Source organism: Cohnella soli, assembly GCF_042655525.1.
Classification (GTDB): Bacteria; Bacillota; Bacilli; order Paenibacillales; family Paenibacillaceae; genus Cohnella; species Cohnella soli.
Map to the genome: position 1 here is coordinate 330,024 of NZ_JBHSMI010000023.1, position 20,023 is coordinate 350,046.

20 protein-coding genes are annotated in these 20,023 nt (G+C 53.8%); 16 read left to right on the top strand and 4 right to left on the bottom strand.

What is annotated here, in order from left to right:
* Positions 1 to 39: 39 nt before the first annotated feature.
* A complete protein-coding gene (locus ACFPOF_RS12070; RefSeq protein WP_378133139.1) occupies positions 40 to 1,797 on the bottom strand; it encodes a methyl-accepting chemotaxis protein in 1,758 nt (585 codons plus the stop codon).
* A 351-nt stretch (positions 1,798 to 2,148) separates the two neighbouring features.
* On the opposite strand from ACFPOF_RS12070, the gene ACFPOF_RS12075 reads away from it, so the two are divergent.
* The 6 genes from ACFPOF_RS12075 (at position 2,149) to ACFPOF_RS12100 (ending at position 5,750) form a co-directional block, all read left to right on the top strand.
* Complete coding sequence (locus ACFPOF_RS12075; RefSeq protein ID WP_378132844.1) at positions 2,149 to 2,589, top strand: MarR family winged helix-turn-helix transcriptional regulator; 441 nt, start codon at positions 2,149 to 2,151, stop codon at positions 2,587 to 2,589.
* A 97-nt stretch (positions 2,590 to 2,686) separates the two neighbouring features.
* Entirely contained in the window at positions 2,687 to 3,643 is a 957-nt protein-coding gene (locus ACFPOF_RS12080; RefSeq protein ID WP_378132846.1) for a ring-cleaving dioxygenase, read from the top strand.
* Positions 3,643 to 4,278, top strand: coding sequence for an alpha/beta hydrolase (locus tag ACFPOF_RS12085; RefSeq protein ID WP_378132848.1), 636 nt, complete (start codon positions 3,643 to 3,645; stop codon positions 4,276 to 4,278). The genes ACFPOF_RS12080 and ACFPOF_RS12085 overlap by 1 nt, the downstream gene beginning before the upstream one ends.
* Complete coding sequence (locus ACFPOF_RS12090) at positions 4,275 to 4,886, top strand: flavin reductase family protein (protein ID WP_378132850.1); 612 nt, start codon at positions 4,275 to 4,277, stop codon at positions 4,884 to 4,886. The genes ACFPOF_RS12085 and ACFPOF_RS12090 overlap by 4 nt, the downstream gene beginning before the upstream one ends.
* 95 nt (positions 4,887 to 4,981) lie before the next feature.
* Positions 4,982 to 5,410 (top strand): SRPBCC family protein, encoded by a 429-nt coding sequence (locus ACFPOF_RS12095; RefSeq protein ID WP_378132852.1) that lies wholly within the window; start codon positions 4,982 to 4,984, stop codon positions 5,408 to 5,410.
* Positions 5,397 to 5,750 (top strand): ArsR/SmtB family transcription factor, encoded by a 354-nt coding sequence (locus ACFPOF_RS12100; RefSeq protein WP_378132854.1) that lies wholly within the window; start codon positions 5,397 to 5,399, stop codon positions 5,748 to 5,750. The genes ACFPOF_RS12095 and ACFPOF_RS12100 overlap by 14 nt, the downstream gene beginning before the upstream one ends.
* 173 nt (positions 5,751 to 5,923) lie before the next feature.
* Here the strand turns inward: ACFPOF_RS12100 and ACFPOF_RS12105 are convergent, their stop codons facing one another.
* Genes ACFPOF_RS12105 through ACFPOF_RS12115 form a run of 3 tightly spaced genes read right to left on the bottom strand, consistent with a single transcriptional unit; the run spans position 5,924 to position 8,655 of the window.
* A complete protein-coding gene (locus ACFPOF_RS12105; protein WP_378132856.1) occupies positions 5,924 to 7,117 on the bottom strand; it encodes an amidohydrolase in 1,194 nt (397 codons plus the stop codon).
* A gap of 12 nt (positions 7,118 to 7,129) precedes the next feature.
* Positions 7,130 to 7,606 (bottom strand): DinB family protein, encoded by a 477-nt coding sequence (locus tag ACFPOF_RS12110; protein WP_378132858.1) that lies wholly within the window; start codon positions 7,604 to 7,606, stop codon positions 7,130 to 7,132.
* A 50-nt stretch (positions 7,607 to 7,656) separates the two neighbouring features.
* A complete protein-coding gene (locus ACFPOF_RS12115) occupies positions 7,657 to 8,655 on the bottom strand; it encodes an aliphatic sulfonate ABC transporter substrate-binding protein (RefSeq protein WP_378132860.1) in 999 nt (332 codons plus the stop codon).
* 123 nt (positions 8,656 to 8,778) lie between these two features.
* Between ACFPOF_RS12115 and ACFPOF_RS12120 the strand changes: the two genes are divergently transcribed.
* The 10 genes from ACFPOF_RS12120 to ACFPOF_RS12165 all read left to right on the top strand — a co-directional run bounded on the left by ACFPOF_RS12120 (position 8,779) and on the right by ACFPOF_RS12165 (position 19,977).
* Positions 8,779 to 9,684 carry a LysR family transcriptional regulator gene (locus ACFPOF_RS12120; protein WP_378132862.1) on the top strand — a complete coding sequence of 302 codons (906 nt, stop codon included), beginning with the start codon at positions 8,779 to 8,781 and terminating at the stop codon, positions 9,682 to 9,684.
* A 103-nt stretch (positions 9,685 to 9,787) separates the two neighbouring features.
* Positions 9,788 to 10,558 carry an ABC transporter ATP-binding protein gene (locus ACFPOF_RS12125; protein WP_378132864.1) on the top strand — a complete coding sequence of 257 codons (771 nt, stop codon included), beginning with the start codon at positions 9,788 to 9,790 and terminating at the stop codon, positions 10,556 to 10,558.
* Positions 10,559 to 10,644: 86 nt separating this feature from the next.
* Complete coding sequence (locus ACFPOF_RS12130; RefSeq protein ID WP_378132866.1) at positions 10,645 to 11,418, top strand: ABC transporter permease; 774 nt, start codon at positions 10,645 to 10,647, stop codon at positions 11,416 to 11,418.
* Between the two features lie 377 nt (positions 11,419 to 11,795).
* The gene (locus ACFPOF_RS12135) at positions 11,796 to 11,945 is read left to right on the top strand and encodes a hypothetical protein (RefSeq protein WP_378132868.1); all 150 of its coding nucleotides are present in this window, start codon (positions 11,796 to 11,798) and stop codon (positions 11,943 to 11,945) included.
* Positions 11,946 to 12,051: 106 nt separating this feature from the next.
* Complete coding sequence (abc-f, locus tag ACFPOF_RS12140) at positions 12,052 to 13,998, top strand: ribosomal protection-like ABC-F family protein (protein WP_378132870.1); 1,947 nt, start codon at positions 12,052 to 12,054, stop codon at positions 13,996 to 13,998.
* Positions 13,999 to 14,141: 143 nt separating this feature from the next.
* The gene (locus ACFPOF_RS12145) at positions 14,142 to 14,420 is read left to right on the top strand and encodes a small, acid-soluble spore protein, alpha/beta type (protein ID WP_378132872.1); all 279 of its coding nucleotides are present in this window, start codon (positions 14,142 to 14,144) and stop codon (positions 14,418 to 14,420) included.
* A 483-nt stretch (positions 14,421 to 14,903) separates the two neighbouring features.
* Entirely contained in the window at positions 14,904 to 15,800 is an 897-nt protein-coding gene (locus tag ACFPOF_RS12150) for a carbohydrate ABC transporter permease (RefSeq protein ID WP_378132874.1), read from the top strand.
* Entirely contained in the window at positions 15,797 to 16,624 is an 828-nt protein-coding gene (locus ACFPOF_RS12155; protein ID WP_378132876.1) for a carbohydrate ABC transporter permease, read from the top strand. Before ACFPOF_RS12150 ends, ACFPOF_RS12155 begins: the two co-directional genes overlap by 4 nt.
* A 46-nt stretch (positions 16,625 to 16,670) precedes the next feature.
* Positions 16,671 to 18,458 (top strand): cache domain-containing sensor histidine kinase, encoded by a 1,788-nt coding sequence (locus ACFPOF_RS12160; protein WP_378132878.1) that lies wholly within the window; start codon positions 16,671 to 16,673, stop codon positions 18,456 to 18,458.
* Positions 18,451 to 19,977, top strand: coding sequence for a response regulator (locus tag ACFPOF_RS12165; RefSeq protein ID WP_378132880.1), 1,527 nt, complete (start codon positions 18,451 to 18,453; stop codon positions 19,975 to 19,977). The genes ACFPOF_RS12160 and ACFPOF_RS12165 overlap by 8 nt, the downstream gene beginning before the upstream one ends.
* The last annotated feature ends 46 nt before the right edge of the window (positions 19,978 to 20,023 follow it).

A 20,023-nucleotide genomic window follows, 5' to 3' on the forward strand; every position in this document is an offset into this window, starting at 1 on the left:
GTTCGGAGAATGACGATAGGGACTGATTCGTTTGTTCCGTTAGTTTTTCCGTTGTACCTTAAACCGTTCGACCAATTGCTGAAGCTCGGCGGACATCGTCGTCAAGCCGGTGGACGATTCGACGATGGAGCGCATCGATTGTTTCTGTTCTTCGATCGAAGCGGCGATCTTCGCGCTGTTGGCCGCGGTCACGCCTGCAGATGCGGACAACTCCGCCGAAGTGGCGGTCAGTTCTTCGGTGCCGGCCGACATTTGCTCCGTCGCGCTCGACACTTCCTGAATTTGCTGGGTCACGGTCTGGGTCGCTCTCAGAATACCGCCGAACATCCGCTCGGCGTCCGCAGCGATTTCTTGACCGATCTTGACTTCGGAAGTGCCTTGTTCCATCGCCTGCACGGCGGTATGAATTTCGCTCTGGATATCTTTGATGAGATCGGTAATCTGATTGGCTGACTGCTCGGACTGTTCGGCGAGCTTCCGTACTTCTCCCGCGACGACGGCGAAGCCTTTGCCTTGCTCGCCGACCCTCGCCGCCTCGATCGCCGCGTTGAGCGCGAGCAGGTTCGTCTGGCTGGCGATTCCCGTAATCAGGGACACGATATTCTCGATTTCCTGCGAGCGGCCGTTCAACATGCGGACCGCGTTGGTCGTCTGGGAAACGAATTCCTCGATTTGCCCCATCTGGCTCGACATTTGTCTGACGATTTTGTTGCCGTCCAGCGAGATGTGCTCCATTTCCGTCGCTTCGTCTGCGACTTTGGCGGAGTTGGCCGCGATGTTCTGGATGACGGTCGCCATCTCGGCCATTGCCCGGGCGCCGTCGACGGCCGCCTGCTCTTGGGTAACGACGCCATCCGTAATTTCCTTCATGCTGGCCGTGATCGTCTCCGCATTGTCGCTGTTTTTGTCCGATATCGCATAAAGTTCTCTCGCGGACACGGTCAACGATTGCGAAGCGATCTGAACTTTAGCCATCGTATCGTTGATCCGGCCAACCATGCTGTTGAACTTATCGTTCAACATGCCAAGATCGCTGTTGCCCGTACGAAGCTTCACGTCGAGATTGCCTTCGCTCACTTGCTCGATGCCGCGCATGAGTTCCTTGATCGGCTTGAGCGTCTGGCGGGAGACGAAGTATTGGATGCAAAGAATAACAGCTAGGAAGAGGAGCAAAATGACGATGCCCGACGTCAGCAGCTTGTCCAAACCTTTCGGGACGGCACTAGCGTCAACATCGACAGCGAAATAAGCGAAAGTCTGGCCATTCGCGTCTTTGATTGGATAGGCGATCGTCGTCCATGTGCCGAAATCGTCCGAATAGAAGCTCGTGAACGTCGGTTTCCCGCTCTTCAGCATGGAAGCGAGGGCGTCAGCGACCGTTTGCGGTTGCTCGTACATGTCTCCGACGTTTAGCTTCGCTTCCTCAAAGGCCTGTTCAAGGCTTGTTGGCATGGCCGCGATCGACGTTTGGTTGCCGTCTTTGAGCTCCGTGCCGAACACATAGGCCTGGGCGATGTTCGGATTGTTTTTGTTAACCTCGTCCAAGTAGGCTCTGAGTTCCGTCTGAACGGGGCCCTTATAGCTTTTTTCGTCCATCGCCTTCCGGATTTTATCTGCATCGATGCCTTTGGCCCAGTTTTCGGTAACCACTTTGATTTGCCCGTGCAGTTGATCGACGAGAATGTTTTTTTCGATCAAATATGCGGAAAAGATCAAAGCCGCTCCGATCAAAATAATGTTAATAAATGAAAGTAATAAATTTTTGGCGAAAAAGGAAAGCTTCATTAATTTGTTCAATCTGTTCACGAATCTCCGCTCCTGTATGTGTATATTCCCTATGCCTATAAAGCTTCGATACGATAACCCTCCTCTCTGGACCTATGTCTTGAGGTTCAGGTTTCGGCAAAAGCTGCGTTTAGTGTGAGTGATATTCCATTATTCGCCAAAATCCGTCTGTATAAAATACCATAAAATTGTTTGAATGAGGTTAACATTGCGTGAAAATAATCAATTCTACCTATAGGAGGGTTTGATAGGACTAAAGTTGTGGATTCGAACGGAAGAACACATTCTAACTCGAAGGGGTATTGACAACTATCTGCAATTGTATTATCTTAAAATCAAGATAAACGAAAGGAGCGCTTGCCGATGCAAGAACAATACGATAGTTCGCTTAATCTATACATTGCGCTAACCCGGGCAAGCCAGTGGGTTAATGCACATACAGATCGTGATATTAAGCGGCATGGGATGAACCGGACCGAATTCGGCGTGCTTGAGCTGCTTTATCACAAAGGCCCTCAGCCACTCCAGCAGATCGGAGGTAAAGTGTTGATGAGCAGCGGCAACATCACTTACGTAGTCGATAAGCTTGAGCAGAAAGGGTACGTCAGGCGGCGGGCATCGAAGGAAGACAGGCGATTGATCTATGCGGAGACGACCGACGAGGGCGCTAAGTTGATAGAGGCCATATTCCCCGATCACGCGCAAGTTATCGCATCGGCGACGAACGGTTTGTCCGCAGATGAGAAAGAAGTTGCTTGCAAGCTGCTGAAGAAACTCGGCAAATATGCGGAGAACGGGTTTTAGCGGCCTGTCTCTCACGTCATATATCTTAAATTAAAGATTTATCAAAACATTCGTTTTTAGGGAACTCTATACCACATTCCAAAGGAGAGCGATCACAATGACTGAACGCAAACAACAAACGGCTGGTATTCACCACGTAACGGCATTCGTAAGAAACCCTCAAGCAACGGTTGATTTCTATTCAGGAGCGCTTGGTCTCCGTCTGGTAAAAAAGACGATTAACTTCGACGCGCCGGAAGTGTACCATCTGTACTTCGGCAACGAGAACGGCAGCCCCGGAACGGTCATTACGTTTTTCCCGTGGCCGACATCCCGTCAAGGACGCATCGGCGGCGGCCAAGTTGGGATTACGACTTATGTCGTGCCGGTCGGCACCCTTGACTTCTGGGAACAACGTTTCGCCAAACTTGGCATCGAGGCGACCCGGGCAACGAGATTCGGCGAGAATTTCTTACAACTGTCCGATCCGGACGGTCTGCGCCTTGAGCTTGTCGAACGTGAAGCCGGACCAGCGAGCCAATGGGCTTTCGGCGGAGTATCCGCAGACAAAGCAGTGAAAGGTTTCGGTGGGGCGGTTCTGTTCAGCACAGCGCCTGAGCGTACCGCATCGGTTCTTCAGAACGTGATGGGTTTGGAGAAAATCGCGGAAGAAGACGGCTACGCCAGATTCCGGGCGACCGGCGATCTTGGTAACCTGATCGATGTGAATGTCGCTCCGATGGCTCACGGCGTAGGCGGAGCCGGTACTGTTCACCACATCGCCTGGCGCGCTGTGGACGACGCGGATCACGCCAGATGGCGCGCAGTCGTCGAAGAGGGCGGATACCATCCGACGCCGTTCATCGACAGACAGTATTTCAACGCGATTTATTTCCGGGAAGAAGGCGGCATATTGTTCGAGATCGCCACGGATCCTCCGGGTTTTGCTCGGGATGAACCCGCTGAAACAATGGGTGAAAAGCTGATGCTGCCGGATTGGTACGAACCGCATCGGGCACAGATTGAAGCCGGTCTGACACCGTTCGAAGTTCGAGTATTGGAGGCGGATCTCTAATGAAACATATTTATCGGCCAGGGAAAAGAGAAGGAGCGCCGGTTCTGCTGCTGCTGCACGGAACCGGCGGCACGGAGCACGATCTGCTGTCTGTCGCAGATGCGGTCTCTTCGGATTCCGCCGTCCTGAGCGTGCGCGGCAATGTGCTGGAGAACGGCATGCCAAGGTTTTTCCGCAGGTTGGCCGAAGGCGTGTTCGACCTCGAGGATCTTGCCTTCCGTACGAAGGAACTGCACGATTTTCTGGACGAGGCGGCAGCGCAATACGGCTTCGAACGCGGCAACGTGGTGGCGATCGGGTATTCCAACGGCGCGAACATTGCAGGCAGCTTGCTCTTCCGTTATGAAGGAACTTTAAAGGGAGCGATTCTGCATCATCCGATGGTTCCGCAAAGAGGCTTGCAGCTCCCGAGCTTGTCGGGCGTGCCCGTGTTCATCGGCGCAGGGGAGAATGATCCGATCTGCCGACCAGAGGAGACGGAGGAACTTGAGGGTATCCTAAGCGGCGCGGGCGCGGAAGTGAGCGTTCATTGGGAACGCGCGGGGCACCGATTGACGGGAACGGAAGTGGCAGAGGCCGCTGCTTGGTTCGCCGAGCGATTCGGGACAGGCGAGGAAGGGCAGGCTAAGTCATGATCGCCATTGACCCAAGCGGCCAGAGCGAGCGGGACAATTACAAGCTCCTGACGGGCGGCATCATCCCCCGGCCTGTCGCTTTCGTCACGTCATTGTCCTCGTCGGATGTCTTGAACGCCGCGCCGTTCAGTTATTTCAGCATCGTGTCGGCGAATCCGCCTATGGTGTCCGTGTCGGTGCAACGCAAGAACGGCGTATCGAAAGATACGGCTCGCAACGCGAAGGAGAACGGGGCGTTCGTCGTTCACGTCGCCGACGAAGGCTATATCGAGCAACTAAACGCAACTGCGGCGAACTTGCCGCCGGAGGAGAGCGAAGTCGAACTGGCAGGTTTGACGCCGGCACCGAGCGAGATGATCGGAGTGCCTGGCGTCGCAGAGGCGAAGTTCCGAATGGAATGTGTGTTGGAACAGGCGATTCCTCTTGGCGGCACGGCGGACTCGCCAGCCTGCGACTTGCTCATCGGTCGCGTCGTTCGCTTCCATGTCGACGAGAGTCTATACGAGAACGGCCGTATCGATGCGAAAGCACTGCGGCCGGTCGCGAGGCTGGCAGGGAATTCGTACTCCCGGCTGGGAGAACTGTTCGAGGTCGAACGGCCATTATAACTTGTTGTTGACAGGAAACCAAATGGTTTCATATAATAACGAAGTGAAACCAAAAGGTTTCCTATTGACAACAACTTTACGGGAGGCTCCCCTCAATGTCGCAACATGATCAAACACCGTCGCTGCCGGATATTCGCCAGACGCTCGTATACAACGCTCCGATTCGCAAAGTATGGGACGCGGTCGCCACTTCCGAAGGGTTGGCCGCTTGGTTTATGCCGAACGACATGCAACCGGTCGAAGGCCATGAGTTCCATCTCGAGGCCGGTCCTTTTGGCAAGTCGCCATGCAAGGTGACAGAAGTCGATCCACCTAATCGTCTCTCGTTCAGATGGGGCAAAGATTGGACGTTAACGTTCGAACTCGCCGAGCAAGGGGACCAGACGGAATTTACCCTGATCCACAGCGGCTGGAGCGCGGAAGGTTTGACGGAGTTCGGCCAGACTCATACGGAAGTCCGCGAACGGATGAGCGGCGGCTGGATCGGCCTCGTTCAGAAGCTCAAATCTTATGTCGAAGCGTAATGCGGCCGGCGAGGCGACGGCTGAGAAGCATGACGTCTTCCAGGCGATCGCCGACCCGACCCGCCGGAGCGTACTCCGCTTGCTTGTCGATGGGGAGTTGCCGGTTAACGCGATCAGCGGCCATTTCCCGATGACGAGGACGGCGGTGTCCAAGCACTTGCGCGTACTTTCAGACGCCGGCCTTGTTCAAGAGCGCAAAGTCGGCCGGGAGACACGGTACAAGCTGAACGCCGATCCGCTTCGCGAACTGAAGAGCTGGCTAGCCTTCTACGAGCGATTCTGGGAGAACAAACTGGAAGCGCTGCGTCGTTACGTGGAAGAACCGGACGACAGTATATAAGAAGAGACGAATCCGGCAAAGGTCGTGCTGACCTTCCGGATTCGTCTCTTTTTTACAGAAGCAATACTAGCGAAACTCGCTTGGAATCCCATGTTCCGCCGAAATAACGGTGCTACGCGCGGCTACCTGCTTGGAATCCAAGCCATGGGGTGCACAACGGTTTTACGTTGCGCTTACTTCTTGCCAAGAAGCTTCAAGGATGCTGCAAGGAATACTTTCATGCCGACGAGCAGCGACCGTTCGTCGATCGTGAATTTCGGATGATGATGCGGATATACGATTCCTTGTTCCCGATTGCCTGCGCCGATGTTGAAGTAGGTGCCGGGCGCTTCATTCAGGAAAGCGGAGAAGTCGTCGGCGGACATGCTAGGTTCTATTTCGTACAAAGCTTCCTTGCCGAACAACTCCACAATAGTATCCGCCACGATCTGCGTAACTTCCTTATGATTGATCAGCGGCCGATAACCGTAAACATACCGCAGTTCGTATTCGGCGCCGTGCGCTTGCGTAATGCCGTCGATGATTCGTTCCATCAACTCGGGTACTTGATCCCGGAGCTCGGGGTCCATGCAACGAACCGTACCGCATAACTCGACGCTGCCGGGTATAACGTTGTGGGCGTGTCCGCCGATAAACTGGGTGACGGAGACGACCAGAGGTTTCATCGGATTGGCGGCTCGGGATACGATGTGCTGAAGGTTCGTGACGACTTGCGCCCCAATGGCAATCGTATCGACAGCACGATGAGGCTCGGCGGCGTGGCCGCCTACGCCTTTGATCGTGATATAGAACGTGTCCGGGGAGGCGAGCATCGGACCGGCGACAACGCCGACCTTTCCGACTTCGACCGGGGATTGCAGATGCGCGCCGATTACCCAATCCACGCCTTCCATGACGCCGGCAGCGACCATCTCGTCCGCCCCGCCGGGAGGCAGTTCCTCTGCATGCTGAAAGAGGAAACGAATCTCGCCTTCGAACTCATCCGTATGCATTTGCTCTGCGGCGATTCGGGCTACTCCGAGCACGGTTGCCGTATGCCCGTCATGTCCGCAGGCGTGCATCACTCCCGCGTTCTCCGAGGAGAACGCCAGTCCCGTATCTTCTTCGATAGGCAACGCGTCGATATCTGCTCGAATCGCCAGCACTTTGCCCGGACGGCTTCCGATCAGTCTAGCCATTACGCTAGAGGGAGTAGGCTGAGAAACGACTAGGCTGCCGCCGCCGAAAGTGCGTAACAACTCAGCGATATAGGCCGCAGTCTTCTTCTCGGCGAAGCTAAGCTCCGGATGCCGGTGCAAATAGCGCCTCCACTCCACGACTTTCGGATAGATAGCTTCGGCTTGCGCCAATAAATGTTCGAGTGTCATCGTGCCCCTCCTCTATTTCGCGAGATAAGCGGCTTTGTTCCGTTCGATCTGACCGAGATGCTGGTTCACGTGATTGCAGATGAACGTATCGATAATATGGGCGATCGAGATCTGATCTTCATGCTTCATTCCGAAACGAAGCCATTGCTCTTCGTCCAGCTTGCGCAGCAGCAATGCGTTGTAACGCGTGATCGCGTCGTATGCTTCCAGAAACTCCGTTATTTCCGTCTCGTTAAAACGCTGGACGCTCGTCCACTCTTCATGAGCGAACGTCACGATCGGAGTGACGGGCTCCGAGATGATTTTGCGAATGCGGTAGGAATTGACGATATTGGAATCGAGCAAGTGGCCGACGATTTCGCTAATGCTCCATTTGCCGGGGCCGGGTTTCCACGTAAGCTGTTCCTCGGTCAAATGTTGCACGCTATCCCGGATTTTCGTTGCCGTCTGCAAGTAATTTTGAATCGATGCCGCTCTCGCTGCGCTCATGGCAAAGTCCTCCAGACAATTGTTTTTCCGTGCGCGCTCAGGCGCCGAAATTATTTCTTAGAAGCTTCGAAGTAAGAGTTGTCGTACACTTTGCTAACGTCGAGTTTCTCTTTGATCGTGCCGGATTCGAGCAAAATGTCCGCAGTGGACTGAATGGCGGCCGCAGTATCCGGCGTAACAGGCTCGTTGATGTAATGCGTGTTCTGGACCAGCTTCTTAACGAGTTCTTTATCCATTTTCTTCTCGGTTGCCAAAATGTCTGCCGCTTCGTCCACGTTCTGAGCGACCCAATCAACGGCCTTCTGGTACACTTTCAAGTAAATTGCGGTCAAGTCAGGATGTTCTTTCAGGAATTTGTCGCGTCCGATCATAACGGCGGGGGCGACGAAGCCCATCGTTTTCACGCTTTCGACGATCCGTGCGCGGCCTGCATCGACTTCGGTCGTAACGAACGGGTCCCAGATGGCCCAAGCGTCGACTTGTCCGGCTTGGAACGCAGGATTTGCTTCGTCCGGCTGGAGCTGAACGATTTTGACGTCGGATTCTTTCATGCCGTTTTTCTGCAGCGCTTTGATCAGGAAAATGTGACCGGAGGAACCCTTGGCTACGGCGATCTGTTTGCCCTTCAAATCCGCGATCGATTGGATTGGGCTGTCAGGCTTGACGATTACGCTGTTTTGATTGCCTTCAACGCCGGTGACGGAGATAACCGTGAACGGGCTGTTGGCGGCTTTGCCGGTTACAACCGTGCCGTCCCCGATGAAAGAGAAGTCGACGCGGTCGGAGACGAGTCCTTCCAGCAGAGGGACGCTGCTTTGGAATTCGTTCCACTGGACGTCCGCGTTCGCTTTTTTGAACTCCTCTTCGAACCAGCCTTTCTTCTTGGCGATCGTGAGCAGGTTCAAACCGCCGTTAATGGCGATGTTCACCGTCGTTTTATCTTTGGAGCCTCCGCTCTTGCCGCATGCCGAAAGGCTAAATAATCCGATAGTCAGGGCCAAGAGCAGCAAGCTTGCTTTCTTGAATTTGCGGTGTGCTGTCGTTTGCATTGCGCATTCTCCTTCTGGAATTAAACTTTTGTGATATTTGCATTGTATTATTTCCGAGTAATCTAGTAAAATAACTATGGATTATAGTTATATAACTCACGGTTATGGAAAGTGGTGTTTAATATGAACATCGAGCAATTCGAATATATCGCAACGATTGCCAAGACCGGGTCGATCTCGATTGCAGCCGAGAAGCTGCATGTCAGCCAGGCGGGCATCAGCAAATCGCTGTCCAAGCTGGAAGAGGAGCTTGGCATTAAAATTTTCAAACGATCCCGCATGGGGACGGAGCCTACCGATCGCGGTAAAGTGATTATCGGCAAGGTGCAGGAGATTCTGACCAGAATCGAAGAGATCAAAGAGGAATCGCAAATCCAGAGCGCGCTCATAGAGGGCGAGGTCCGATTCTCGATCGGGCCGAACATCGTGGCGATCATGTCCAATTCGATTATCTCGTTCAAGAAGGACCATCCGAACGTCCGTCTGGCCATTACGGGTAAAAATTCGGAGGATATCATTCAGGACTTGAAGGACAACCGCACCGATCTCGGGCTCATTTACTTCGACATCCACAAGCAAGACGACGTGAAGGAACTGACGATGAATAAGCTGCTGGACTCGCGGATGGTTGTCTATGTCGGCCGCAAATCGCCGCTTGCATCCAGGCTGAGCGTAACTCCGCAGGAGCTGTTGGATCAGACGTTCGTGAATGCCGACAACAATTACTCCAACTGGTTCATGCGCGATTTTATGGACAAGTACGGTCCGATCAACATTATTTTCACCTCGAACAACGTGGATATTCTCAAAAGGACGATCGCCGAGAGCGTGGCGATCGGTATATTCATCGAAATCAGCATGAAGAACGATCCGCTCGTCGCAGGCGGAGATATCGTGGGCATTCCCCTTGTGAACCATGAGCCGAGTACGATTTCGCTCGGGTGGGCGAGGCTGACGAACAAGCACTTTTCCATCGCGCAAAGAGAATTTCTAAAATATTTAATTCGGGAGTACGACAATTTTAAGTAGAAGATTAGCCGCTGAAGGCTTGTTGACAATCTTTTTGTGCGTCTGCTAAGATTCACCGTAAATTCAAGAGAGTCAGTAGGAATAAGGCGCGGGGGGCATCGAAATGACAACGGCAGCTTTGGAAATTCAGCATTTGAACAAAACATTTCGCTCATCGGACAAGGCCACGCACGTACTCGACGAGATCCAATTTACGCTCGCCAAAGAGGAGTTCGTCTCGATCATCGGACCGAGCGGCTGCGGCAAAAGCACGTTGCTCAAAATCGTAGCAGGACTCGATGCGGAATACGAAGGCACGGTTCGATTGGACGGCGAAGTTGTGCGAGGCCCGGGCAAGGAAAAAGGGTTCATTTTCCAGGAACATCGCCTGTTTCCTTGGCTTACCGTAGAGAAGAACATCGCCGCCGACCTCTCGTTGAAAGACCCTGACGTGCGCCGCAGAGTCGACGCGATGATCGAGCTCGTCAGGCTCCAAGGTTTCGAGAAAGCTTATCCGAAGCAAATTTCCGGAGGGATGTCGCAGCGCGTGGCGATCGCCCGGGCATTGCTGCGCAAGCCGCAAGTGTTATTGCTCGACGAGCCGTTCGGCGCGCTGGACGCGTTCACCCGTAACCATATGCAAGAGTCATTGCTCGACATTTGGCGGGAAAACCGAACATCCATGTTGCTTGTGACGCACGATATCGACGAAGCGATTTTCCTGTCCAACCGCATCGTCGTCATGGATGCGCGTCCGGGCAAGATCAAGGCGATCATTACGGTCGACCTGCCATACCCGAGAAACCGTGTAAGCCCGTCTTTTCAGGCGCTTCGAACGGAAGTGCTTGGCGCTTTGAATCATATCGAGGAAGACGACGCCGGCTGGCAAATTTAACAACTAAGGGACTGTTGCGAAATAACGTGAAGGGATAGACGAATGGTTATTTCGTAACTGTCACTAAGAAAGGGTGTCTGACCTCAATGATGAGAAAAGTTAAAGCGATCCGTATCGCGCTCGGCAGCGCTATACCGGTACTGGTGCTTGCGATCTGGCAGCTTGCGGTCGAATTCGACCTGCTTAATCCGATGCTGTTCCCCGGACCGATCTCGATATTCCACGATTTCTACGACATGGTCCGCTCCGGCGAATTGTTCCACCACTTGGGCATCAGCGTGATGAGAGCGATGGTCGGCTTCTTGATCGGCGGCGCTTCCGGATTGATTATCGGTATCGCGGTCGGGCTGTTCCGCCGCACGGAACAGCTTCTCGACCCGACGATACAGATGCTGAGAACGGTGCCGTTGCTGGCCATTACGCCGCTGTTTATTTTGTGGTTCGGATTCGGAGAATTGTCCAAAATCCTGCTCATCTCCATGGGCGCATTTTTCCCGTTGTACGTGAATTCTTTCCTGGGTGTCCGGAACGTCGATGCGAAGCTGTTCGACGTTGCCCGCGTGCTCGAATTCAGCCGTCTTCACCAGATTACGAAGGTGGTTCTGCCTGCGGCGATGCCGAATATTCTGCTTGGAATGCGCCTGTCGCTTAGCGTCTCCTGGCTATGCCTTGTCGTGGCGGAATTGATGGGGGCTGACCAAGGCATCGGTTATCTGATCCAAGATGCCCGCGCGTATTTGCGAACGGGCGTCGTCTTCGTCGGCATCTTTATTTTCGCGATCGTCGGCAAACTAACGGATTCTTTAGTTCGTGTCCTCGAGGCGAAGTTACTGAAATGGCAGGACAGTTATCGTGGTTAGATTGGGATAAGCCAGGGCAATCGCTTACGAAAAACATGCGCCTGTGCTCGGACGAAAAAATCGAGCAACTCCCCCTCGGACGAGGTTCACAGGAGGCAGTTACACGAAAAAATCGAGCAACTCCCCCTCGGACGAGGTTCACAGGAGGCAGTTACACGAAAAAATCGAGCAACTCTCCCTCGGACGAGGCTCACAGAAGGTAGTTACACGAAAAAATCGAGCAACTAACCTTCGGACGAGGCTCGCAGCAGGCAGTTACACGAAAAAATCGAGTAACGTAAGCGATTGCCCTGTGGGATAAAGCGGTTGCGGGTTGCGCACTTGAAGCGTATTATGCTACTGTAGAAGTCAAAGTAAACTAAGGAGGTGAAGGTAGGATGAACCGAGAGTTCGTGAACGATCAAGTGAGCCGGCTGCCCATCGCGATGGCTGGCATCGTACATGCAAAGCGCGAAGACGGGAGAAGTCTGTCTTTTTACAGCAATGCCCATACGATTTCACGACTCGCGAAGAGGCTCCTACCTTGACCACAACGGATCAATATCCGAGAGGGCGTAGGGAATTTTCCCTGCGTCCTCTTTTTTGTATTTCCCGGGCCGGGTAAGGCCTCCCGAACTTAGGGGGAACCTGAACATGTTAACGATTAATTGCCAAAATGTGAAAAAATACAATGCTGCCCAGCTCGTGCTGGCCGACGTAACCTTCGAACTTCATCATGGGGAGAAAATGGGCCTCGTCGGCCGCAATGGAAGCGGTAAATCGACGCTCCTGCGGTTGATCTCCAAGCAGGATACGCCCGACGAAGGGCTGCTGACGATTCGCAAAGATGCCCGGATCGGCTACCTCGAGCAAATTCCGGAAGACGCTAGAGACCGTACGGTATATGATGTGCTCGCCTCCGGACTCCGCGAGCTGCTTGATTGCCGCTCGTCGATGGAGCAGCTAGAGAGGCGTATGTCCGAGCCGAATGCGGAGGGTGATCCGCAGGCGCTGGAGAAAATGCTGAAGGCCTATTCGGAGCTGCAAGAACGATTCGAGCGGGAGGGCGGATACGAGCTTGATGCCCGAATCGATCAAGTGGCGACGGGACTGCGGATCGATAGAGATTGGTACGGCAGGTCGTTCGCGACTTTGTCCGGCGGGCAGAAGACACGCGTCGCGTTGGCGGCGCAGCTCATCGCCGGACCGGATTTGTTGCTGCTGGACGAACCGACGAATCATCTTGATCTCGGCGGCGTGGAGTGGCTGGAGGAGTTTCTTAAGAAGTACGATGGTTCATGCCTTATCGTCTCTCACGATCGCTATTTTCTCGACCGTGTCGTATCGAAAATCGTGGAGTTGGAGGACGGCGAATCGTCGATATACCATACGAATTACTCGGGGTATACGAAGGAGAAAGAAGTACGTCTGCTGCAGGAGTTCGCGAATTATCAAGAGCAGCAGAAGCAGATCAAGAAGATGCGCGAAACGATCAAGCAACTGATGGAATGGGGGAGGATCGGCAGCAATGAGAAGTTTTTCCGCCGTGCGGCGTCGATGCAGAAAGCACTCGATCGGATGGAGAAGTTGAAGCGTCCGGCCATTGACCGCAAGGAAGCGGAATTTGACCTTCGGCCGTCCGACCGCTCGGGCAAGCGGGTGATCGAATTCGCGGATGTGCACAAGCGGTACGGTGATTCCGTTGTGCTGGATGGAGCTTCGGGCGTGCTGGAGTACGGCGAGAAAACGGTGTTGATCGGAGGCAACGGTGCGGGAAAGTCGACGCTGATCAAGCTGCTGCTCGGCGAGTCGGAGGCGGATGCCGGTGAACTGTCTCTTGGCGCGCGCGTGGACGTCGGTTACTTGGCGCAGGATCAGGCGCCGCCCGATCCGAAGGCGAGCGTGCTGGACTACTTCCGTAAGGAGGCCGGATTGGAAGAAGGAGAAGCTCGTACGAAGCTCGCCGCCTACTTGTTCTACGGAGCCGATGTATTCAAGTCGGTCGGTTCTCTGTCCGGGGGCGAATGGACGCGGCTGCGGATCGCGCTGCTAGTGTTGCGGAAACCGAACCTTCTCATTCTCGACGAGCCGACGAACCATATGGACATCGCTTCGCGGGAAGCGCTCGAAGAGGCGCTTGAAGAATACCCGGGTACCATACTTGCCGTCACGCACGACCGGTACTTCATCAACCGCCTGTCTCGCAAAATATGGGAGTTGGAGAAGGGGCGGGTGCGCACATTTCTGGGCAGCTTCGACGACTACAAGGAGCAAAGCAAACGGTCTATTGCGGAAGCGCTGCCTGCCATTGGTGAACAATTTGTTCGAGAACGCACCATCGCCGGGGCCGCAACGGAGCGAACGAAATCGGCGGAGCGAGAGCGGGGCCAATCTGAGATTCGGATGGAGACGGAGGACGTCGCTCGGCTGGAAAGTGACATCGCGGATCTTGAGTATCGATTGGCAGAGTTAGATGCTGCACTCGATGCAATTGATGGGAGCGATGCTGCCTTGATCGAGAGCACGTGGACGGAGCGAGAGTGTGTACGGCTAGCGCTGGAGTCCGCGTACGAGCGGTGGTTGGAAGCGACTTCGGATTAATCGAGTGTTTGGAGCTCACTGCTGAGTTTTCCTAAGTTTTCCACAGCGTCGTGGCGCATCTCCTTTCGCATAGTCTCCGCTTTTCCGGGCAAGCTACTTGCGACAAAACGTCGTCGACGACCGCGTCAGCGAGGGGGATGCCTATGGCGAGAAGAAGGAAACTGATCGTTCCGGAAGCGGAGCGGGGAGTGACCGCTTTCAAGGCGGAAGTGATGCGCAAGGAAGGGTACGATGTCGATCCGGAGCGCCCGGACGACGTGAAGTACGAAGTCGCGGAGGATTTGGGCATCCCGTTGCATCCGGGTGGCGGCAACGGCAAGCTGACGACCGAAGAAGCCGGCAAGGTCGGCGGGCAGATCGGCGGCGCTATGGTGCGCGAGATGATCCGGCTGGCACAGGAAAAAATCGCGCGAAGAGAATAAAGTGAAGCGGAGGGTCCTCTTTGTCGAGGGGCTCTCCGCTTTTATTGTTAAAGGGCGGCGGCCTTCATAGAAACTCGTCCGACTGGTGTTTGTGCGCTCGAATAACGATGAAATTCATCGTACCATGCCGCCGCACTAGCCATTTCGATGTTGCAGCGATGTTTTTCATCGTTATCGGGTGGGGGGAACTCGCGGGCGAGGTGGATCGGGCGAAACAACGATGGCAGGGAATGGAGCCGGACAATGTCCGGACGAAGCCAGCAAGCCAGCCGAGCCCTCTACGCGCCACAAACGCGCCGCACCCTACAAGCCCCAAGCGCCCCGCCCTCTACGCCTCCGCCAACGTGCTTTTTCTTGCCGAAAAAAAGAGAACAGAAATGAATTTTACATCATTTCTCTCGATAGCTTTCCCTTGTAACCTTATACATATGACAAGAGATAGCGGCATCCGGATGACGCAGTTGAGCAAGGGAGAGGAACAGCATGACGAAATGGTCGCTTCGGACCAAAGAGCATATGTGGTGGGCGGCGTTTATCGCCCCCGCGTTTCTGATTTACACCGTAATTTTTCTTGGTCCCGTGTTGACTAGCTTCTACTACAGTATGACGAACTGGAACGGTTTCACGAGAACGATGGATTTCATCGGTTTCAGCAACTATTCTGACTTGCTTACGGATACGGCTTTCTTGAAGGCGATGCGCAACACGTTTGTTTTCGCGCTTCTCATCGTCATACTCCAGAACGGCCTAGCAATTCCGCTCGCACTCGCGCTTGACGCCAGAATCAAGACGAAATCGTTGCTGAAGGTTATTTTCTTCGCACCCGCTATTTTAAGTCCGCTTGTTGTTGGGTACACGTGGCTGTATATCTATGAGCCGCAGAACGGTCTGCTGAACATGCTGTTGGGCAAAGTCGGTTTAAGCACTTGGGAACAAATGTGGCTTGGCGATCCAAAGTATGCGTTGTATGCGATTGTGCTCATGGTGTTATGGCAGTACGTCGGCTATTCGATGATTATTTTTCTTGCGAATCTGCAGACGATCCCCGGGGACTTGTACGAGGCAGCGGATATCGACGGCGCGGGAGGCTGGCGGAAGTTCCGCTATATTACGTTCCCGCTGCTTGCCCCTTCCATGACAATTAACGTCGTACTGGCCAGCATCGGCTCGCTAAAGGCGTTCGATATTATTTACGTCACGACGAAAGGCGGCCCATTCCAGGCGACGGAGACGATTACGACGTTGCTGTTCACGACGGCATTCAAGAAAGACAACTTCGGATACGGAACGGCCATGGGCGTCGTGATGTTCCTGCTTATTCTATTGATCTCGATCATCCAGATTCTAGTGCTGAGAAAAAGAGAGGTGGGAGAAGCGTGAGAAGGAGAACCGCAGGACTTTACGTGCTGGAGGCGACGACGATCGCCGCTGCGATCGTGTTTTTCATACCGTTCTATTTTGTTGTCGCTATGACGTTCAAGACACCGGAGGAGATGACCGGCTTCCCGCTTTCTCTCCCGTCTTCTCTTAACTTCGACAACTATATCGAGACGTGGAAGCTGATGCGGTTCACGGAAGTATTGGGGAACACGCTGCTCATTACCGGGGCGACGGTGGTCATGCTGATCGTTTTCGGTTCGTTGGCTTCTTACCCTCTTGCGAGACAGTCTGGCAAAATCTATTATTTTGTATATATGTTTTTCATTGCAGGAATTATGGTTCCCTTCCAGCTGGCGATGGTGCCGTTGTACAAATTCGTAAACACGCTGCATCTCGTAAACACCTATCATGGCGCGGTTCTGATCTATACGGCGATTAACTTGTCGTTCACGGTGTTCCTGTTCACGGGATTCCTGAAATCGACGCCGAAGGAGTTGGAGGAAGCTGCGTGGATTGACGGGTGCTCGAAGCTGCGCGCGTATTGGGTAGCCGTATTCCCGATCATTAAGCCGGCAACGGCAACGGTAGCCGTGCTGACTTCGCTCAGCACATGGAACGATTTTCTGATTCCGATGCTGTTCCTGCAAGGGCAAACCCACCGGACGATTACGATTCAGCTGTACATGTTCGTCGGGGAGCATGTGACGAATTGGTCGCTGCTTTTCCCGGGAATGGTGCTTTCTATCGTTCCACTGCTGATCGCCTATCTTTTTTTGCAGAAATATATCATTAAGGGTATCTCGGCAGGGTCGGTCAAAGGGTAAGACGGAGAACGGGCATGATTCTCATCAGGATAAGGAGCCGTTGCGAGTGAAGACGAAGCTGCGAATCGCCTCGTTCCATAATTGGAATTTGAACGCCAAGCTGATCTCGATCTATTCGCTGACGATATTCATTCCAGTCGCGATCGTGACGCTTATCAGCTTTAGTCATTACAACGCCAACTTGCAGAACAAAGTCGGAGAGTACGGATTAAATTTGACGGATCAGGTCAGCAAAAATCTGGACACCTACATCCAGCAGATTGACCGACTGTCGCTCACGTTCTACCTCGATGTGTGGGACAACCTGGAGCTGAACCCGGACCGTAACAATCCGATGGATATTTTGCGGGAGAAGACGACCGTGAACCGCGCATTGACGAGCATTCTGGTCGTTCTCCCTTATTCCGACATCGTCGGCGCTTACTGGATCAAGGACGGAGAGGTGCTGTACTCCCAGTACGGCAACGGCAAAGCGGTGGATCATGGCAATTTCGCGCAGCAGGAATGGTATCGGGAAGTCGTGAAGAGGGACGGCAAAGGCGTGCTCGTTCCTCCCTATCCTTCGGGGATTCCCGCGCCGAACGAAATTGTGTTTTCTTATGCACGCAGCATCATAAACGTGAAGAATCGGCAGCCCTACGGAGTGCTGCTTTTTGACTTTTCCATGAAAGGCTTGGAAAGCGTCGTGCAGGACATGAAGAGCAAGTCTGCAGGCACGATGATCATTCTCGACGACAAAGATCAGATCGTGTACCATCCCGACGCAAGCCTCTTTCGCAGCGTTTTTCCACTGAAGGTTAACCAATCCTACGGCTATTACAAGGACGTCGTCTATGGCAAAAAAGTGATGGTGCACTACGTTCGCTCTCCGGTGACAGGGTGGACGGTCGTGAATATGATCGAGACCAAGCAGCTTGCCGACGAGCTGGCGATTTTGCGCAATCTGCTGTTCTCCTATACGGGCGTGATGCTGCTTGTGTCTACGGTGTTGTTTGCCTTGCTGACGTTCACGATTATTAAACCTCTGAAGGAAATGAAGCGACTGATGCGCCGCGTCGAGGTCGGGGACTACGACGTGCAGTTCAATGTTCGATCCGCAGACGAGATGAATCGCCTAGGGCACAGCTTTAACGTGATGGTCGCACAAATTCGTGAACTGGTAAACAAAGTTCTTCGCATGAAAATCCACCAGCAGCAGGCGGAAGTTCAAGTGCTTCGCAGTCAGATCAATCCGCATTTCTTGTATAACACGCTGGAATCGATCCATATGAAAGCCGAGATGAACGAGGATTACGAGGTGGCGGACATGGTCGCCATGCTGGGCAAGCTGTTCAGGCTGTCGCTCAGGCAGACGGCGGAGCGGATTCCGCTGTTCCAGGAACTGGAGTATGTCAAAGTATTTATGGGGCTGCAGAGCGTCCGCTATCGCAAAATGAACTACGAGGTAGATATCGATCCGGCATTCCTGCCGCTGCCGACTTTGCCGTGGATCATTCAGCCGCTCGTCGAAAATGCGATCATTCATGGGCTGTCTCCCAACAAGGGTGCAGGAACGATCCGTGTGTCGGCGCGGCAGGAAGAGGGCGATCTGATCATCGAAGTGGCCGACGATGGCGTTGGTCTGAGCGAGAGCAGGTTGGCGTGGATTCGCTCCATTCTTAAGGCGCCGGATTCGGAAGAGACAGGCGACCATATCGGGATCAACAACGTGCACAGAAGAATTCAGCATTATTACGGGCAGAATTACGGGCTGCGCTTGTCTAATCGGGCGGAAGGCGGAACGATAGCCGAAATTCGAATCAGGGTCGATGAGGAGGCGAAGGACGATGCCTAAATTGCTCATTGTGGACGATGAAGAAATGATACGCGACGGCCTGGCCAGCATGGTTAACCGTCTGCTTCCGGGCTGGAAGGTCGTTTCCAAATGCGAGGACGCGGAGCAGGCATGGGAGCAAGTGAACGCTTGCTCGCCGGATTTGGCGCTCATCGACATCGGCATGACGGGGATGAACGGCTTGGAACTGGCGGCCCGTCTGGACGAAGAGAAGCCGGGTATCTACAAAATAATGCTGACGGGGTACGATAAATTTTCCTATGTGCAGTCTGCGCTGCGTTCCGGCGTGTCGGACTACTTGCTCAAGCCGGTGCAGCGGAATGAACTTGTTGCCGCATTCCACAAGGCCGAGAAGCAGATTGTCGAGAGACGCCGCCAACGCCAGCTCAAGCTGGAGAAGGCGGCGACGGAGTGGGCCATAAGCGAGAAGCCGGAAAGTCTGGCGTTGCTGCAGCAGTTGCTGGCGGAAGAAGGCTGGGCGGGAGAGGGAACTCTCTATGGCGTTCGACTGGAATGCCAGTATCGCACGGAGGCGGAGTCGGGAAAAGAACCGGAGCGCATCGCCAATAATGGCGAGGATCGTTCGGAGGCTGGTTCTGAGCGATTGCTGCACAACGATGAAGTCTTGAAGGTAACGGTGCCCATCTCGAGCGTATGCGTGATGATGTTCGTCGCGGTCAATGGAACTGATACGTCTGCGGAGATGCGAACGGACTACGGTGATCTTACGGATAATTTATCGCAATTGCCGGCAATGTTTCGTCAGGCACAAGAAAGAATGTACCGCGACATGCGACCGGTCGACGAAACGATTCCCGCCGATGAAGCGGAGTTGATGAAACGGGTTGTCTTTGCCGTGGAGATGGACGATTTGAAGGCGACAACTTACTTACTGGAGCAATGGCGGCAAGAGCTTAGGCAGGCTGCGACCGATCATCCGATGCGGGAGTTTGTACGTCTATTCCGGTTTGTCGCTTTTGTTGCCGGACTGCAGACAAGGGTGCGCTCCGCCTTGCTGTCGGAGATGAACGCCGAGATCGTACGGTTGTCGAGCCGTTTGCTTTTTACGGGGGACCCTGCCGTGCTCCTGTCTGCTATCGATCATTTCGTTGACGGTGTAGCTCGGCTTCAACCGAAGCTGTTCGACGAGCGGAAGCTGATCGGCAAAGTGAAGGAAATCATGCGCAAGGAATTCATGAACCCGGACTTCTCCCTTGAGCTGGCAGCGGGACACGTGCACTTGAACGCGACCTATCTCAGCGAGCTGTTCAAGGAAACGACGGGTCGAAAATTTATCGATTATTTGACGGATATTCGACTGGAAGAAGCACGGAGACTTCTTCAAGAAACGGACATGAAGATGTACGAAGTATGTTTGTCCGTCGGGTATACGAGTTCCAAATATTTCAGTACGTTATTCCGGAAAAAATTCGATGTTACGCCGACGATGTACCGGGAAGGTCCGGGGGGCGGCGAGCACAGGGACGATGAGACGGGAGAGTCCGGGACGTTTTTTTAGGCTTTCGTTCTTTATTTTATGGCCTGTTTCCGGCTCCGAACAAGGT

Coding starts and splice junctions, on each gene's coding strand:
- ACFPOF_RS12130 (WP_378132866.1), top strand. CDS start 10,645: ATGATGAGAAAAGTTAAAGCGATCCGTATCGCGCTCGGCAGCGCTATA.
- ACFPOF_RS12105 (WP_378132856.1), bottom strand. CDS start 7,117: ATGACACTCGAACATTTATTGGCGCAAGCCGAAGCTATCTATCCGAAA.
- ACFPOF_RS12100 (WP_378132854.1), top strand. CDS start 5,397: ATGTCGAAGCGTAATGCGGCCGGCGAGGCGACGGCTGAGAAGCATGAC.
- ACFPOF_RS12150 (WP_378132874.1), top strand. CDS start 14,904: ATGACGAAATGGTCGCTTCGGACCAAAGAGCATATGTGGTGGGCGGCG.
- ACFPOF_RS12090 (WP_378132850.1), top strand. CDS start 4,275: ATGATCGCCATTGACCCAAGCGGCCAGAGCGAGCGGGACAATTACAAG.
- ACFPOF_RS12110 (WP_378132858.1), bottom strand. CDS start 7,606: ATGAGCGCAGCGAGAGCGGCATCGATTCAAAATTACTTGCAGACGGCA.
- ACFPOF_RS12115 (WP_378132860.1), bottom strand. CDS start 8,655: ATGCAAACGACAGCACACCGCAAATTCAAGAAAGCAAGCTTGCTGCTC.
- ACFPOF_RS12120 (WP_378132862.1), top strand. CDS start 8,779: ATGAACATCGAGCAATTCGAATATATCGCAACGATTGCCAAGACCGGG.
- ACFPOF_RS12095 (WP_378132852.1), top strand. CDS start 4,982: ATGTCGCAACATGATCAAACACCGTCGCTGCCGGATATTCGCCAGACG.
- ACFPOF_RS12135 (WP_378132868.1), top strand. CDS start 11,796: ATGAACCGAGAGTTCGTGAACGATCAAGTGAGCCGGCTGCCCATCGCG.
- ACFPOF_RS12165 (WP_378132880.1), top strand. CDS start 18,451: ATGCCTAAATTGCTCATTGTGGACGATGAAGAAATGATACGCGACGGC.
- ACFPOF_RS12125 (WP_378132864.1), top strand. CDS start 9,788: ATGACAACGGCAGCTTTGGAAATTCAGCATTTGAACAAAACATTTCGC.
- ACFPOF_RS12145 (WP_378132872.1), top strand. CDS start 14,142: ATGGCGAGAAGAAGGAAACTGATCGTTCCGGAAGCGGAGCGGGGAGTG.
- ACFPOF_RS12075 (WP_378132844.1), top strand. CDS start 2,149: ATGCAAGAACAATACGATAGTTCGCTTAATCTATACATTGCGCTAACC.
- ACFPOF_RS12080 (WP_378132846.1), top strand. CDS start 2,687: ATGACTGAACGCAAACAACAAACGGCTGGTATTCACCACGTAACGGCA.
- abc-f (WP_378132870.1), top strand. CDS start 12,052: ATGTTAACGATTAATTGCCAAAATGTGAAAAAATACAATGCTGCCCAG.
- ACFPOF_RS12085 (WP_378132848.1), top strand. CDS start 3,643: ATGAAACATATTTATCGGCCAGGGAAAAGAGAAGGAGCGCCGGTTCTG.